Annotated in this window: 11 protein-coding genes; 5 read left to right on the top strand and 6 right to left on the bottom strand. The window is 65.6% G+C overall.

Annotated elements, in window-relative coordinates; genetic code table 11:
* The first annotated feature begins 115 nt into the window (after positions 1-115).
* Together MLJ35_RS05870 and MLJ35_RS05865 are read left to right on the top strand one after the other, a co-directional pair.
* Positions 116-2,188 (top strand): S9 family peptidase, encoded by a 2,073-nt coding sequence (locus MLJ35_RS05870; RefSeq protein WP_243383542.1) that lies wholly within the window; start codon positions 116-118, stop codon positions 2,186-2,188.
* Between the two features lie 104 nt (positions 2,189-2,292).
* The gene (locus tag MLJ35_RS05865) at positions 2,293-3,861 is read left to right on the top strand and encodes a peptide chain release factor 3 (RefSeq protein WP_243383541.1); all 1,569 of its coding nucleotides are present in this window, start codon (positions 2,293-2,295) and stop codon (positions 3,859-3,861) included.
* Positions 3,862-3,979: 118 nt separating this feature from the next.
* On the opposite strand, the gene MLJ35_RS05860 is transcribed toward MLJ35_RS05865, so the two are convergent.
* The 4 genes from MLJ35_RS05860 to MLJ35_RS05845 are packed head-to-tail and all read right to left on the bottom strand — an operon-like array spanning position 3,980 to position 7,600.
* Positions 3,980-4,900, bottom strand: coding sequence for a class I fructose-bisphosphate aldolase (locus MLJ35_RS05860; RefSeq protein ID WP_243383540.1), 921 nt, complete (start codon positions 4,898-4,900; stop codon positions 3,980-3,982).
* Positions 4,901-4,935: 35 nt separating this feature from the next.
* Entirely contained in the window at positions 4,936-6,006 is a 1,071-nt protein-coding gene (locus MLJ35_RS05855) for a DUF3187 family protein (protein ID WP_243383539.1), read from the bottom strand.
* Positions 6,007-6,018: 12 nt separating this feature from the next.
* Entirely contained in the window at positions 6,019-6,876 is an 858-nt protein-coding gene (locus MLJ35_RS05850) for a 3-hydroxybutyryl-CoA dehydrogenase (protein WP_243383538.1), read from the bottom strand.
* Positions 6,877-6,913: 37 nt separating this feature from the next.
* Positions 6,914-7,600 carry an HAD family hydrolase gene (locus MLJ35_RS05845; RefSeq protein WP_243383537.1) on the bottom strand — a complete coding sequence of 229 codons (687 nt, stop codon included), beginning with the start codon at positions 7,598-7,600 and terminating at the stop codon, positions 6,914-6,916.
* Positions 7,601-7,653: 53 nt separating this feature from the next.
* Here MLJ35_RS05845 and MLJ35_RS05840 point away from each other — a divergent pair, with 53 nt between their 5' ends.
* From MLJ35_RS05840 to aqpZ, 3 genes are all read left to right on the top strand, one after another.
* Complete coding sequence (locus MLJ35_RS05840) at positions 7,654-8,010, top strand: hypothetical protein (RefSeq protein WP_243383536.1); 357 nt, start codon at positions 7,654-7,656, stop codon at positions 8,008-8,010.
* A gap of 157 nt (positions 8,011-8,167) precedes the next feature.
* Positions 8,168-8,983, top strand: coding sequence for a 3'-5' exonuclease (locus MLJ35_RS05835; protein ID WP_243383535.1), 816 nt, complete (start codon positions 8,168-8,170; stop codon positions 8,981-8,983).
* 241 nt (positions 8,984-9,224) lie between these two features.
* Positions 9,225-9,923, top strand: coding sequence for an aquaporin Z (gene aqpZ / locus MLJ35_RS05830; RefSeq protein WP_420843026.1), 699 nt, complete (start codon positions 9,225-9,227; stop codon positions 9,921-9,923).
* Positions 9,924-9,938: 15 nt separating this feature from the next.
* Here the strand turns inward: aqpZ and MLJ35_RS05825 are convergent, their stop codons facing one another.
* Entirely contained in the window at positions 9,939-10,709 is a 771-nt protein-coding gene (locus MLJ35_RS05825; protein ID WP_243383533.1) for a TIGR00282 family metallophosphoesterase, read from the bottom strand.
* Positions 10,710-10,771: 62 nt separating this feature from the next.
* The gene (locus MLJ35_RS05820) at positions 10,772-13,714 is read right to left on the bottom strand and encodes a TonB-dependent receptor (protein ID WP_243383532.1); all 2,943 of its coding nucleotides are present in this window, start codon (positions 13,712-13,714) and stop codon (positions 10,772-10,774) included.
* Positions 13,715-13,854 lie beyond the last annotated feature (140 nt).

The raw sequence follows: 13,854 nt of genomic DNA, 5'->3' as shown, positions 1-13,854 counted from the left end.
AACACAAGAAGGGGCCCTGCGGGGCCCCTTCTTGTGTGATACCTTGTGTCGTGAGGGTATTTCCATGCACCGATTATTTCATATTCCCGTTACCTTACTCGCCTGCGGATTGCTCATGGCTGCCGATCCTGCCCCCAAGCCTCCCGTCGCCCCTCAGAAGGCCCACACGAGCCTTTGGCATGGGGAGACGGTGAACGATCCCTGGTTCTGGCTGCGGGAGAAGGCCAATCCCGAGGTGGTGGCCTACCTGAATGCGGAGAACGCCTACACCGAGGCCATGACCAAGGACCTCCAGCCCTTCTCCGAGGCTCTCTACAAGGAGATGCTGGGCCGCATCAAGCAGACGGATCTCAGCGTCCCTGTCCGCCGCGGTGCCTTCTATTACTACGCCCGCACGGAAGAGGGGAAGCAGTACCCCATCCAGTGCCGCCGGAAGGCTGGAAAGGACGGGGCCTACGACGAGAAGACCGCCGAAGAGGTCCTGCTGGATCAGAACGAGCTGGCGAAGGGGCTGAAGTTCCTGGGCCTGGGCGGCATGTCCGTGAGCGATGACGACCGCACCCTGCTGTACAGCACGGATGCCACGGGCTTCCGCCAGTACAAGCTCTACACGAAGGACCTGGCCTCGGGCAAGGTCAGCAGCCCGCTCGCCGAGCGGGTGACCTCCTTCACCTGGGCGGCGGATTCCCGCCACCTCTTCTTCGTCACGGAAGACGATGTCACCAAGCGCTCGAATCAGCTCTGGCGGCTGGATCTCAAGGGTGGCAAGCCTGAATTGATCTACGAGGAGAAGGACGAGCTGTACCGCATCGGGGTGGGGCGGACGAAGGACCGGAAGTTCCTCCTGATGGAAAGCCAGTCCACGGATACCTGGGAGAGCCGGTACCTGGCCTCGTCCAAGCCCCTTGGCACCTTCAAGGTCCTCCTGCCCCGGGAGAAGGGCCACAAGTACGACGTGGAGCACCGGGACGGGACCTTCTACATCCGCACCAACAAGGGGGCGAAGAACTTCCGGGTGGTCACCGCCCCGGTGGCCACGCCGGATCCCAAGCACTGGAAGACCTTCATCCCCCATCGGGTGGATGTGCTGATCGAGGGCCTCGAGCCTTTCCGCGACTTCCTGGTGGTGGCCGAAAAGCACGAAGGCCTGGACCGCTTCAGGATCCAGGATGTCAAGACCGGCGCCTGGAAGGATGTGGCATTCCCCGAGCGGGTGTACGCGGCCTTCCCCGGGGGAACGCCCGAATACACCGCCAGGGCCTTCCGTTTCGCCTACCAGTCCATGATCACGCCCCAGAGCATCTACGACTGCGACATGGCTTCCGGGAAGCAGACCCTCCTGAAGGAGACCGAGGTGCTGGGCGGCTACGACAAGTCCCAGTACGCGACGGAACGCCTCTGGGCCACCGCTCGGGACGGCGCGAAGGTGCCCCTGTCCGTGGTCTACAAGAAAGGCGTGAAGCGGGACGGCTCTGCGCCGCTCTTCCTGTATGCCTACGGCTCCTACGGTTTCGGCATGTCCGCCACCTTCTCCATTCCCCGCCTCAGCCTGCTGGACCGGGGCATGGTCTACGTCATCGCCCACATCCGCGGCGGGAACGAGATGGGCGAGGCCTGGCACGACGACGGCATGCTCCTGAAGAAGATGAACACCTTCACCGACTTCATCGACTCTGCCGAGTTCCTGGTGAAGGAGGCGTGGACGAGCAAGGACCGCCTGGTGATCGAGGGCGGCAGCGCGGGAGGCCTGCTCATGGGCGCCGTCACCAACCTGCGCCCCGACCTCTTCAAGGCCGTGCACAGCGCCGTGCCCTTCGTGGACGTGATGAACACCATGATGGATGCCAGCCTGCCCCTCACCGTGGGCGAATACCTCGAGTGGGGCAATCCCAACGAGAAGGCTGCCTTCGCCTACATGCGGGCCTACAGCCCCTACGACAACCTGGCGAAGAAGGCCTACCCGGCCATCCTCGTCACCACGAGCTTCAACGACAGCCAGGTGATGTACTGGGAACCCGCCAAGTATGTCGCCAAGCTCCGCACCCTCAAGACCGACGCCAACCCGCTGCTGCTGAAGATCAAGATGGACCCCGCCGGCCACGGCGGCGCCTCGGGCCGCTACGACGCCCTGAAGGACAAGGCCTTCGAGACGGCGTGGATGCTGAAGCAGGTGGGCATCACGAAGTAGGCGGTTCCCCCTCCAAAGGGCGCAAAGCGCCCATTGGAGGTTGGAAAAACGTAGTAGAATCAAGAGGCGCGGCCAAGCCGCGCCTTTCTTATGCCCGGAAGCCCATGTCCCTTTCTGAAGAAATCCAACGGCGGCGAACCTTCGCCATCATCAGCCACCCTGACGCGGGCAAGACCACGCTGACGGAGAAGCTACTGCTCTATGGCGGCGCCATCGACCGGGCGGGCAGCGTGAAGGCCCGCGAAGGCGGGGCCGCGGCCCATTCGGACTGGATGAGCATCGAGCAGGAGCGCGGCATTAGCGTCACCTCCGCGGCCATGCAGTTCGAATACATGGGCCGGGCCATCAACCTGCTGGACACGCCGGGCCACCAGGACTTCAGCGAGGACACCTACCGGGCGCTCACTGCGGCCGACGCCGTGGTGATGCTGCTGGACTGCGCCAAGGGCGTGGAAGAGCAGACCAAGAAGCTCTTCCGTGTGGCCAATGAGCGCAAGCTGCCCATCTTCACCTTCGTCAACAAGCTGGACCGCCCCAGCCGAGAACCCGTGGAGCTCATCGACGAGGTGGAGGAGCTGTTCGGCCTCCACGCCGTCCCCATGACCTGGCCCATCGGCTCCGGCACGGACTTCAAGGGCGTCTACGTCCGCGCCACGGGTCAGATCCAGGTCTTCGAGCGGGCGAAAGCGGGCCGGAAAGCCCGTGTTGCCGGGCAGGGGGGACTGGACGACCCCGAGATCGCCGCCCTGCTGACGCCCGCCGAGCTCCAGCAGCTCAAGGATGACGTGGACCTCATGGACCACGTGCTGCCGTCCTTCGACCGGGAGGCCTTCCTGCGGGGCGAGCAGTCCCCGATGTTCTTCGGCTCCGCCGTGAACAACTTCGGCGTGGCGGAGTTCCTGGAGGAGTTTCTGGAGCTGGCGCCCGCACCGGGCCCGAGGCCCCTGATGGACGGTGGGGTGGTGGCGCCTGAGCAGCCCTTCACGGCCTTCGTGTTCAAGGTGCAGGCCAACATGAACAAGGCCCACCGGGACCGAGTGGCCTTCGCCCGCATCGTGTCCGGGAAGTTCGACCGGGGCATGGACGCGCTGCATGTGCGCGAGAAGAAGTCCATCAAGCTGAACTACCCCCATATGTTCTTCGGCCGCGAGCGGCAGATCGTCGACGAGGCCTACCCCGGCGACATCCTGGGCCTCATCAATCCGGGCCTCTTCCGCATCGGAGATGTGCTGAGCGCCGCCGGGGCCATCGAGTTCCACGCCGTGCCCCGCTTCTCGCCCGAACAGTTCGCCTCCGTGCGTCTGGCGGATCCCGGCGCCCGCAAGGGCTTCCTGAAGGGCCTGAACCAGATCGCGGAAGAAGGCGTGGTCCAGGTCTTCTGGCCCAAGGGCGGCGCGCCCCTGCCCATCCTCGGCGCCATCGGCCGCCTGCAGTTCGAGGTGCTCCAGCACCGTCTCAAGGATGAGTACGCCTGCCCCGTGCTGCTGGAGCCCCGCGGCTTCCAGATGGCCCGCTGGATCGAAGGCGGCTGGCCCGAGCCCAGCCGGTTCTGGGGCGAGCTGGTGGAGGATGCCGAGGGCAACCCCGCCATCCTCTTCGAGAACGACTGGCAGCGGCGCACCACCTCGGAGAAATGCCCCGGGCTGGCCTTCCTGGAGCATCCGCCGAAGTAGTGATGCTCGGGAATGCTGCGCATTCCGAGTAGGGATAAAGATAAAGGCGGGTAAAAAGAAAAACGGCGCTTTCGCGCCGTTTTTCCATGCTCGGAACGCGCAGCGTTCCAAGCAACCGCTACGCCTTCGCGAAGATGTCCATCACCGCGTGCAGGAGCTGGATGGCCTCGGCCTTCGGCCGCTGGAACGCGTTGCGGCCCATGATGCTGCCGAAGGCCCCGCCCTTGGCCAGCTCGGCCACTTCCTGGAGCACCGCCTCGGTGCCCTTGGCTTCGCCGCCGCTGAAGATGATGATGCGTCGGCCGTTGAAGGCGCTGCGGACCACTTCCTTCACCCGGTCCGCCAGGGTCTCGACGGGGATCTGGGCCTTCTCGAAGGCCGCGGCGGCCTCCTTCACCTCGAGGTGCTGCTTGGGCGGCTTCACCTTGATGATGTGGGCGCCCAGCTGGGCGGCGATCTGGGCGGCGTAGCCGGCCACGTCCACGGCGGTCTCACCTTCCTTGGTGAGGCCCGCCCCGCGGGGATAGGACCAGACGACGGTGGGCAGACCCACGGCCTTGGCCTCGAGGATCAGCTCCCGCAGGCTTTCGTACTGGATGTTGCGGTCGCCGCTGCCGGGGTAGATGGTGTAGCCGATGGCGGCGCAGCCCAGGCGCAGGGCGTCCTCCACGCTGCCTGTGATGGCGCTGCAGGGCTCGTGGCCCTTGCTGAGGATGTCGCTGTTGTTGAGCTTGAGGATGAGGGGGATGTCGCCGGCATAGTCAGAGGCCACGTGCTCGATGAAGCCCAGGGGCGCGGCGTAGGCGTTGCAGCCGGCCTCGATGGCCAGCTCCACGTGGTAGCGGGGATCGTAGCCGGCCGGGTTGGGCGCGAAGCTGCGGGCGGGACCGTGCTCAAAGCCCTGGTCCACGGGCAGGATCACGAACTTGCCGGTGCCGGCCAGGCGGCCCGTGTTCATCATCCGGGCGAGATTGGCCTTCACGCCGGGGTTTTCAGAGCTGTACCAGGACAGGATCTCGCGGACTTTGGCCGTGGCCATGGGGCACCTCGCATGGATTCAAACGGCCATTCTACCTAGAAATGCGCCGTCAGGCTCGCGCCAAGGCCCATGTCCGCGGTGTTCCCCCAGTGGGAGATGTTATTCAGGTAGCGGAAGGTCAAGGTGGTGTGGGGCGTCCAGTGCCAGTGCACCCCCAGGTCGTGCTGGAGGCTGGGCTGGTCGAAGTGCTGGTAGGGTTGCCGCGGGAGGTAGCCGCTCTGCCAATAGAGCTGGAGGAAGGGCTGGACCCGCGGCCAGCGGCGGTACTCCCAGGTGGCGTGGGCCCCGACCCCATCCTTGAATCCGATGTCCGTGTTTTCCGGACTCCCGTGGGGGCGGTGGACGAATCCGGCGCCGAAATAGAAGGCATGCCGCCCCGGAGGACGCCAGGCGCCGGTGAGGCCGTAGGTCTGGTCCCAGCCCGACCGGTAGACATCGTAGGTGTGGGTGAGGGGCGGTTTGACGCTGGCCGTGGTGGAGAGCGTCCATGTGGGCGTCGCCAGCAGACGGTGGGTGAGGCCCAGGACAGGATCCTGGGTCTTCCCCAGGATGCGCTCGTCCGTGTAGAAGATCACCTGACCGTGGCGGGCCACCGCCAGGGCCACCTGGTTCTGCAGGACGAGGGCCCGGCCGTACTGCTCGAAGCCGAGCTTGTGGAAGGTCTCGATGAGAGGGTCGAGGAAGCCGCCCGTGTGGTTCTGCACGGGCATGCGAACCCAGAGGTCGGTCTGGTCCGACAGCCCATATCTTCCCTCCACCTCGAAGCGCGCGATCTCCTCGTCGAAGAAGTACAGCGTCGGAGCGTCGGGGTAGGCCGCGGCCGCCGCGGCGAAAGCGGCTTGGGTGACCGCGACGCGGCCCACCGCGTCCCGCGGGCCATACTGCTCGAAGATGTCCGAGAACTGGAAGGTGTTGGCCTCGATCCAGTGCAGGGCCCACCGCCAGTGGCCCCGCCCGAGGGGGACGGGGTCCACCGGCTGGTAGGCCATGGTGGGCAGGTAGAGGGGGAACATCTCCCGGGTGGGGAAGGGGCCCATCTCGTGGAGGGGCTCCTCAGCCGCCAGTCCCAGGAAGGCCACGAGGGCAAGAGCCGCGCGGCGTTGCATGGCCTGTGAAGATCAGGCCTTGCTGTAGTCGTAGAAACCGCGACCGCTCTTCTTGCCCAGCCATCCGGCGTCCACGTACTTGATGAGCAGGGGGCAGGGGCGGTACTTGGGATCGCCCAGGCCCTCGTGCAGCACGTTGAGGATGAAGAGGCAGGTGTCCAGGCCGATGAAGTCCGCCAGGGTGAGGGGGCCCATCGGGTGGTTCATCCCGAGCTTCATGATCCCGTCGATGCTCTCCACGCTGGCCACGCCTTCGTAGAGGGCGTAGATGGCCTCGTTGATCATGGGCAGCAGCACGCGGTTGCTGACGAAACCGGGGAAGTCATTGCAGTGGATGGGAGTCTTCCCCAGCTTCTTCGACAGCTCCATCACCGCGTCGAAGGCGGCGTCGCTGGTGGCCAGGCCGCGGATGACCTCGATGAGCTGCATGACCGGCACTGGGTTCATGAAGTGCATGCCGATGAAGGCCTCGGGGCGCTTCGTGACGGCGGCCAGCTTGGTGATGGAGATGCTGCTGGTGTTGCTCGCCAGGATTGCCCCGGGCTTGCAGACCTTGTCCAGGGTCTCGAAGATCTGCTTCTTGACCTCCCACTTCTCGGTGGCGGCCTCGATGACGATGTCGCAGCCGGCGAGGTCCTCGAGCTTCGTGGTGGTGCGGATCCGCCCCAGGACGGCCACCTTTTCGTCGGCGGTCATCTTGCCCTTGTCCACGCCGCGCTGGAGGTTCTTGTCGATGGTGGCCACACCCTTGGCGGCGAAGGCCTCGCTGATGTCCTGCATCAACACGCTGAAGCCCGCCTGGGCGAAGACATGGGCGATGCCGTTGCCCATCTGGCCCGCACCGATGACGCCAATGTTCTGGATGCTCATTGAATCCTCCGTTCCCCCAGCATAGCGGAGGACGGGGTCACCAGCCTGCGAGCAGGGCGGGCAGGTCGCGGATGGAGTCGAGCACAGGGAAGGGGGATTCCACTGGAGTGGCGACCACCTCGTGGGCCCAGGTCAGGTGGTAGGGGATGTGGATCGCCCGGGCGCCCAGGGCCAGGACCGGCAGGATGTCGGACTTCACGGAGTTGCCCACCATGGTGAAGGCTCCAGGATGGAGGCCGTGGCGCTCGAGGAGGGCGGCATAGGTGGGCGCGTCCTTCTCGGAGACGATCTCCACCCGCGCGAAATGATGTCCAAGGCCGGACTTGGCCAGCTTGGTCTCCTGGTCGAAGAGATCGCCCTTCGTGACGAGCATCAGATCGAACTTCCCGGCCAACTCGGCCAGCACCTCCGCCACGCCGGGCAGAGGCTCCACGGGCTTGTCGAGCATGGCCTGGCCGAGCTCCAACACCCTCCGGATACCCGCACCGTCGAGGCGATCCTCAGTCAGCTCCAGGGCCGTCTCGATCATGGACAGGGTGAACCCCTTGATGCCGTACCCGTACCGGCGGAGGTTGCGCATCTCCGTATCGTGGAGGCGGGCGTCGATCCAGGCGTCGTCGTGGAAGGGGCGGAGCAGGGCGCGGAAGGCCTCCTGGGTCTCGGCGTAGAGGGTCTCGTTGTGCCAGAGGGTGTCGTCGGCGTCGAAGGCGAGCGTGGGGCGCATGGCGGTTTCCGTGGAGAATCCCCAGCCTACAATGGATGTTTCCCGAGGTAGTCATGGCCGCTTCCAAGACCCGCACCGACTGGGCCCTTTTCCTCCTGCGCCTCGCCGTGGGCGGCATGGCCGTGATGCACGGCTTCGAGATCCTCCGCCGGGCCCACGGGGCCATCACCTTCGCCCAGGCTTCGACCTGGGGCTTTGCCCTGGGCGAGCTGGTATGCGGGGCTCTGATTCTGCTCGGCGTGTGGGTGGCCTTGGCGGGCGGAGTCCTCGTGGTCGTCCTGAGCTGGCCGCTGGTGCACGGCTGGATGCACGGGGCCGGTCCCCTGTCGAACCTGCCCGCCCTCTTCCGCCTGCTCGTGGGTCTGGCCTGCGCGGTGGGCGGCGGGGGCAAGTGGGCTTTGGAGAAGTAACCCGGTCGTCAAAAGAGCTCCACGAAGGACACGAAGAAGCCCTTCGGGCGAGTCTAAAGGCCACGAATTCGCCTTCGCGATTTGCCTATACCCTTCGTGCCCTTCGTGGAGGCTTTTGAGCATTGCTCAGACTTGAAGGTATTCCAGGAGCGTTCCCATGCTGCGTCCCCCGCACCCCCAGATCTTCGCCTTCGACGCCGAGTGGGTGCCGGATCCCGCCACGGGCCGGCGTGTGCTGGACCTTCCGAAGGAGATGCCGGACGAAGAGGTGACGGAGCGGCTCTGGGCCTACGGTGGCGCCACGGAGGCGGACCCGCGGCCCTACCTCAAGACCATCCTCTGCCGGGTGGTGTCCATCGCGGCGGTGATCCGCACGGTGCGGCATGGTGAGGTCCAGCACAAGCTCTTCGCGCTGCCGGAGGGGCCGGAGGCACTGGCGGAGGACGACCTCCTGCGCCGCTTCCTGGTGGCTCTGGGGGACAGGAAGCCCCAGCTGGTGGGCTTCAACTCGCGGGATGCGGACCTGCCCATCCTGGTCCAGCGGGCCATGGTGCACCGGCTCTCCATCCCGGGCCTGGGACGCAGCGCGGAGAAATGGGCGGCGGGGGACTTCTTCGACCGGTACGGGAACCAGCACATCGACCTGCGGGAGGTGACGGGGAGTTGGGGAAAGGCCTCGTCCACCCTCCACGAGCTGGCCACGGCCTGCGGGATCCCGGGCAAGCTGGGCACAGACGGGAAGAGCGTCATCGACCTCTGGCGGGCGGGGGACATCGCCGGCATCGTGCGGTACAACCAGTTCGACGCCCTCACCACCTTCCTGGTGTGGCTGCGCGCCATGACGCTGTCGGGTCACCTGACGCCCGAGCAGATGGACGCCGAGGAGACCCAGATCCGCGCCCTGGTGGCGCAGAAGGCCGCGGCGGATCCCGCCTTCAATCTCTACCTGGAGGGATGGGAGCGGCTGTCCTAAACCGGAGGAGTCTTCTTACCACGAGAGGTAAGGGACGGGCCCCCACCAAGGTACCAAGAACTGCAAAAGCTCCCAAGACGGGGAGTGCTCTCCTCTCTGGTGCTTTCTGACGGAGGCACACCAATCGGGAGCGTGGTTTTTCTTGGTGTCTTGGTGGTTTTCTTTTGGTTTTTGAACGCCGAAATAGGATGCATCCTCCCGGCGGGCCGCTAAACTGGCTCCGATTTCCCGTTCATCGTTTATTTATTCCAAGGGAGGACGTGTGAACAAGCGGCTTGCGGCGGAATTCTTCGGGACCCTCTGGCTGGTGCTGGGCGGGTGCGGCAGCGCGGTGTTGGCGGCGGCCTTCCCGGGGGTGGGCATCGGTCTCCACGGCGTGGCCGTGGCCTTCGGACTCACGGTGCTGACCATGGCCTTCGCCATCGGCCCCGTTTCGGGCTGCCACCTGAACCCGGCCGTGACCCTGGGGTTGGCCGTGGGCGGGCGCTTCCCCTACAAGGATGTGGCCGGCTACTGGCTGGCCCAGGTGCTGGGGGCCGTGGTCGCTTCGGCCATCCTCTACGTCATCGCCACGGGCAACGGGTCCGCCATCGGCGGCTTCGCGGCCAACGGCTATGCGGACCACTCGCCGGGCAAGTACGGGCTGGGTGCAGCCTTCCTGACCGAGGTCGTGATGACCTTCTTCTTCCTCATGGTGATCCTGGGCAGCACCGCCAAGAAGGCCGCGCCGGGCTTCGCGCCCATCGCCATCGGCCTCTGCCTCACCCTCATCCACCTCATCAGCATCCCGGTCACGAACACCTCCGTGAATCCTGCCCGCAGCACGGGACCGGCCCTGTTCGTGGGCGGCTGGGCACTCGGCCAGCTCTGGCTCTTCTGGGTGGCGCCCCTCCTCGGTGCCGCCATTGCCGGCTGGTTCTTCCCCAAGCTCGAGGACTGAACCCCTCGAAGGTCCCTACAGCTTTCTCAGGATTCGCTCGATGCTGGTCGCCTTGCGGCCTTCGGTGGTGACCAGCACGGCGTGGAGCTGGAGGTCGCCTTCGGCCACTTCGTACTTGGGGCGCTGCACCCTGAGGAAGCGGCCGATGCTGGCTTCCTTCTTCATGCCGATGACGCCGTCGTAGGGGCCGGTCATGCCGATGTCGGTGACGTAGGCCGTGCCGCCGGGCAGAACCTTGGCGTCGAGGGTGGGCACGTGGGTGTGGGTGCCCAGGACGGCAGCGGCTCGGGCCTCCAGGTGGAAGCCCATGGCCTGGGCCTCGCTGGTGGCCTCGGCGTGCATGTCCACGATGACGAGGTCAGCCCGCTCCTTCTGGAGGATGGTGTCCACGCCCCGGAAGGGGCAGTCGCAGGCAGGCATGTGCACCCGGCCCATGAGGTTGATGACGAGAACCTCGGCCCCCGAGGGCGTGTGCAGCTTCACCCAGCCGTTTCCAGGCGTATCGGGTGGATGGTTGGCGGGGCGGAGCAGGCGGGGCTCCTGGCGGAAATAGGCGTCGATGCCCTTCACGTCAAAGGCGTGGTTGCCCGTGGTGATGACGTCCACCCCGAAGCGGTCGAACCATTCCCGGGCGATGGTGTCGGTGATGCCATGGCCGTGGGCGGCATTCTCGCCGTTCACGATCACGAGATCAGCCCCGGTCTCCCGGCGCAGCTCGGGCACGAAGGCCTCCACCAGCCTCCGCCCCGGTTCCCCCACCACATCGCCCAGCGCCAGGATCTTCATGGCTCCAGCCTAGCTAAAAAAGGGCGGCGCCGGAGCGCCGCCCTTTCGTGGTGCGGGTGGGACTAGAAGGCGAAGCGCGCGCCGATCTGGATCTGGCGGGCAGAGCCGACCCAGTTCTGGGAGTTCTCAAGGACCGGAGCGGCGTCGGTGCTGGCGGGAGTGCTGGTCTTGATGCGGGTGGACAGGTAGGTGTCCTGGCGGTTCAGCACGTTGAAGACGTCCAGGGAGGCGGTGGCCTTCAGGCGCTTGGTGAGCAGGAACTCGCGGCGGAGGCCGAGATCCATGTAGAGGTTCGAGCCGGCCCGGAAGGTGTTGCGGCCCGAATCCACCCCGTTGGCGAAGAAGCGGTCATTGCTGGTGTTGCTGTCGCCGTTCATGTCCCGGTTGTAGGTCAGGGTGTAGGGAGTGCCGGTCTGGTAGCGGAAGGACAGGGAGAAGAGGATGCCAGTGACCTTCTGGTCCAGGGCGCTGAAGTAGCCGGTAAGGACCTGGCGGCGATCGGTGTCGGCATAGCCCCACTGGGCGCCGAGGTTCCCGGCGTCCTGGATGCTGATGCCCGAGTAGTTGCGCTCGTTGGAGTCGCTGTCCTTGTTGATGGCGTAGGTGTAGTACAGCTGGGCGTCGAAGGGGCTGCCGTCCTTGTGGTACTTCAGGCTGGCCGTGTAGGCGTGGTAGAGGCTGGTGGCATCCGAGAAATACATGCCCATGGTGCCGTAGGTGGTGTTGGGTCGGGCGGGATAGAGCAGCCGGCCGTAGGCGCCCATGGTGGGCGTGCCGATGTTGAGGTCGGCGGTGCGCTCCAGCTGGTTGCCCTTGGCGTAGGTGGCGGAGACGCCGAGCACCAGGTCATTGAAGAAAGCCCGCTCCGCGCCAAGGTTCACGCGATCGGTGTAGGGGTTCTTGAAGTCGGGATTGAAGGTCCAGATGTTGAATGCGGGCAGCGGGGCGCCTGCCGGGAAGGAAGAGATCCAGTACGGGTTCGAGGGGTTGAAGGGAGCGCCGCCCGTGAAGGTGGTGGCGTTCCCGCGGGGAATGCCGAACGTCGTGGAGGCGGTGGCCCCCCTGAAGTCCACCTGGCCGGTCCGCACGCCATTGGCGGCGTAGACCTGGTAGAAGAACACGGCGGGAGTGGTGCTCACGTAGCGGCCGATGCTGCCGCGGACCACAGTCTTGCCGTGATCGAAGGCGGGCGTCCAGGTGAAGGAGGCGCGGGGCGAGAACTGGCTGTCGGAGGGGATCTTGGCCGAGATCGGCATGCTGGCGGCCAGCGGGTTGCTCATGTCCAGGATCGGGTAGTCAGGGTTCTCCTGCTTGTCCCACCGGACGCCCACGCCGAGCTTGAAGGTATCCGTCAGGCGCCACTCGGTCTGGATGAAGGCGGCCATCTGCTTGTAGCTGGTGTCGAAGAGGCCCGCCTGGTGGACATCCCCGCTCAGGCCGAAGTTCTGGCGGTAGGTCGACCAGTTACCGTTCCGGAAATCGGTGATGTTGTTGAAGAAGTAGACGCCCTGCCAGTTGCCGGCGAAGAACTCGGACACGTTGATGTCGTTGTAGTCCACGCCCGCCTTCACCTGGAAGGTGGGGGTCACGTAGCTGATGTTCTCCTGGAACTGCGTGCGCTTGGTGTTGTAGGTGCGGTCGAAGGGGTAGGCGCCGTAGTAGCCCACGTTGCTGATGCTGACTTCTGGCATGTTCGAGTAGGTCGACCTCGGCATGTCATCCTTGCTGAGGCTCACCCGGAACTCGTTCATCCAGTTGGCGCTGATCACCCAGTTCCACTGGAGGACGTAGGAGTCCGTCTTCACATTGTCGCTGGCCAGGTTTTCACTGGCGGCCGTGATGCTCGCGCCGGTCACGCCCTTGAAGTCCGAGTGGTTCAGCCGGAGTTGGATGTTGTGGTCGATGGTGGGATTCCAGTCGAACCTGAGGAAGTAGACGTCCGAATCCGACTTCGGGGAGTAGCTGCCGGTCTTGGACAGCAGGACGGCGTCGGCGGGATTGGCCGGATCCAGGGGGTACAGGCCTGTCGGCGGGTTGGTGCCGCCCCACTTCATGTCCACGGGGTCCTTGCGCCGCTGGGCGTCGTAGGCCACGAAGTAGAAGAGCTTGTCCTTGACGATGGGGCCGCCCACGCTGAATCCGAACTGCTCCTGCTGGAAGTCGCCCACAGGATAGGTCGAGGTCGACCCATTGGGCTGGCGCAGGGTGGGTCCGGCCTCCACCCAGGCCCGGGGGCGCTGGTAGTAGAAGAGGCTGCCGCTCAGGTCGTTGGTGCCGTTCTTGGTGATGGCGTTCACGTAGCCGCCGCCCATGCGGCCGAACTCGGCGCTGGCACCGTCGGTGATCACCTGGTACTCGCGGATGGCCTCGATGGAAATGGTGAAGGGCGTCTTGCCCTCGGCCGAACCGGTGGCGCCGCCGAAGAAGGGCTCGTTGTTGTCCCCCCCATCGATGTTGATGGAGGTGTTCACGCCGCGCTGGCCAGCGATGGCGAGGTTGCCACGGCTGCTGTCCACCACCACCTGGGGCGTCAGGGTGGCGAGGTTGGTGAAGTTGCGGTTGAAGACCGGTAGGTTGGTGAGGTTGTCGGGGGAGACGATGGCGGCGGCGCTGGCGCGCTCCGTGTCCACCTGGGCCGTGGCAGCGACCACTTCGACCACAGCGCCGGTCTCGGGGGCGAGCTTGATGGTCAGGGGGGCGGCATCGCCGAGGTTCAGGTTCACCTTGACGTTGCTCGCGGTCTGGAAGCCGGCCTTGGTGACGGTCACGGTGTAGGGGCCCACCGGCAGCAGGGTGGCCAGATAGCGGCCTTCGGCGCTGGTCTGCAGGGTACGGGTGAGACCGGTCTCGGCGTTTCGGATGACCACGGTGGCTCCGGCGACGCCGGCGCCCTGGTTATCCAGCACGCGACCGCCCAGCTGGGTGGACACGCCCTGGGCCATGATGGGGGCCGCCGCCACGAGCAGGGCCACAAGGGATGAGCCGGCGAAATGCCTTGATCGCATAAGAAGTTCCTCCGTGTTCCCCAAAGAATAGCCAGGGGGGGCATCGCAATAAAAGGGATCTATTGGTCAAGGAACGAAAAAGTCACATGCCGCATCTGAAATTCACAGGGGCGCCCGGCCGGCGGCCGTCCCGGTCACCG

Origin of the sequence: Geothrix alkalitolerans, assembly GCF_022808885.1 — a bacterium.
GTDB lineage: Bacteria > Acidobacteriota > Holophagae > Holophagales > Holophagaceae > Geothrix > Geothrix alkalitolerans.
Note: the sequence above shows the minus strand (reverse complement) of the source record. Positions and strands in the feature narration are given on the sequence as shown.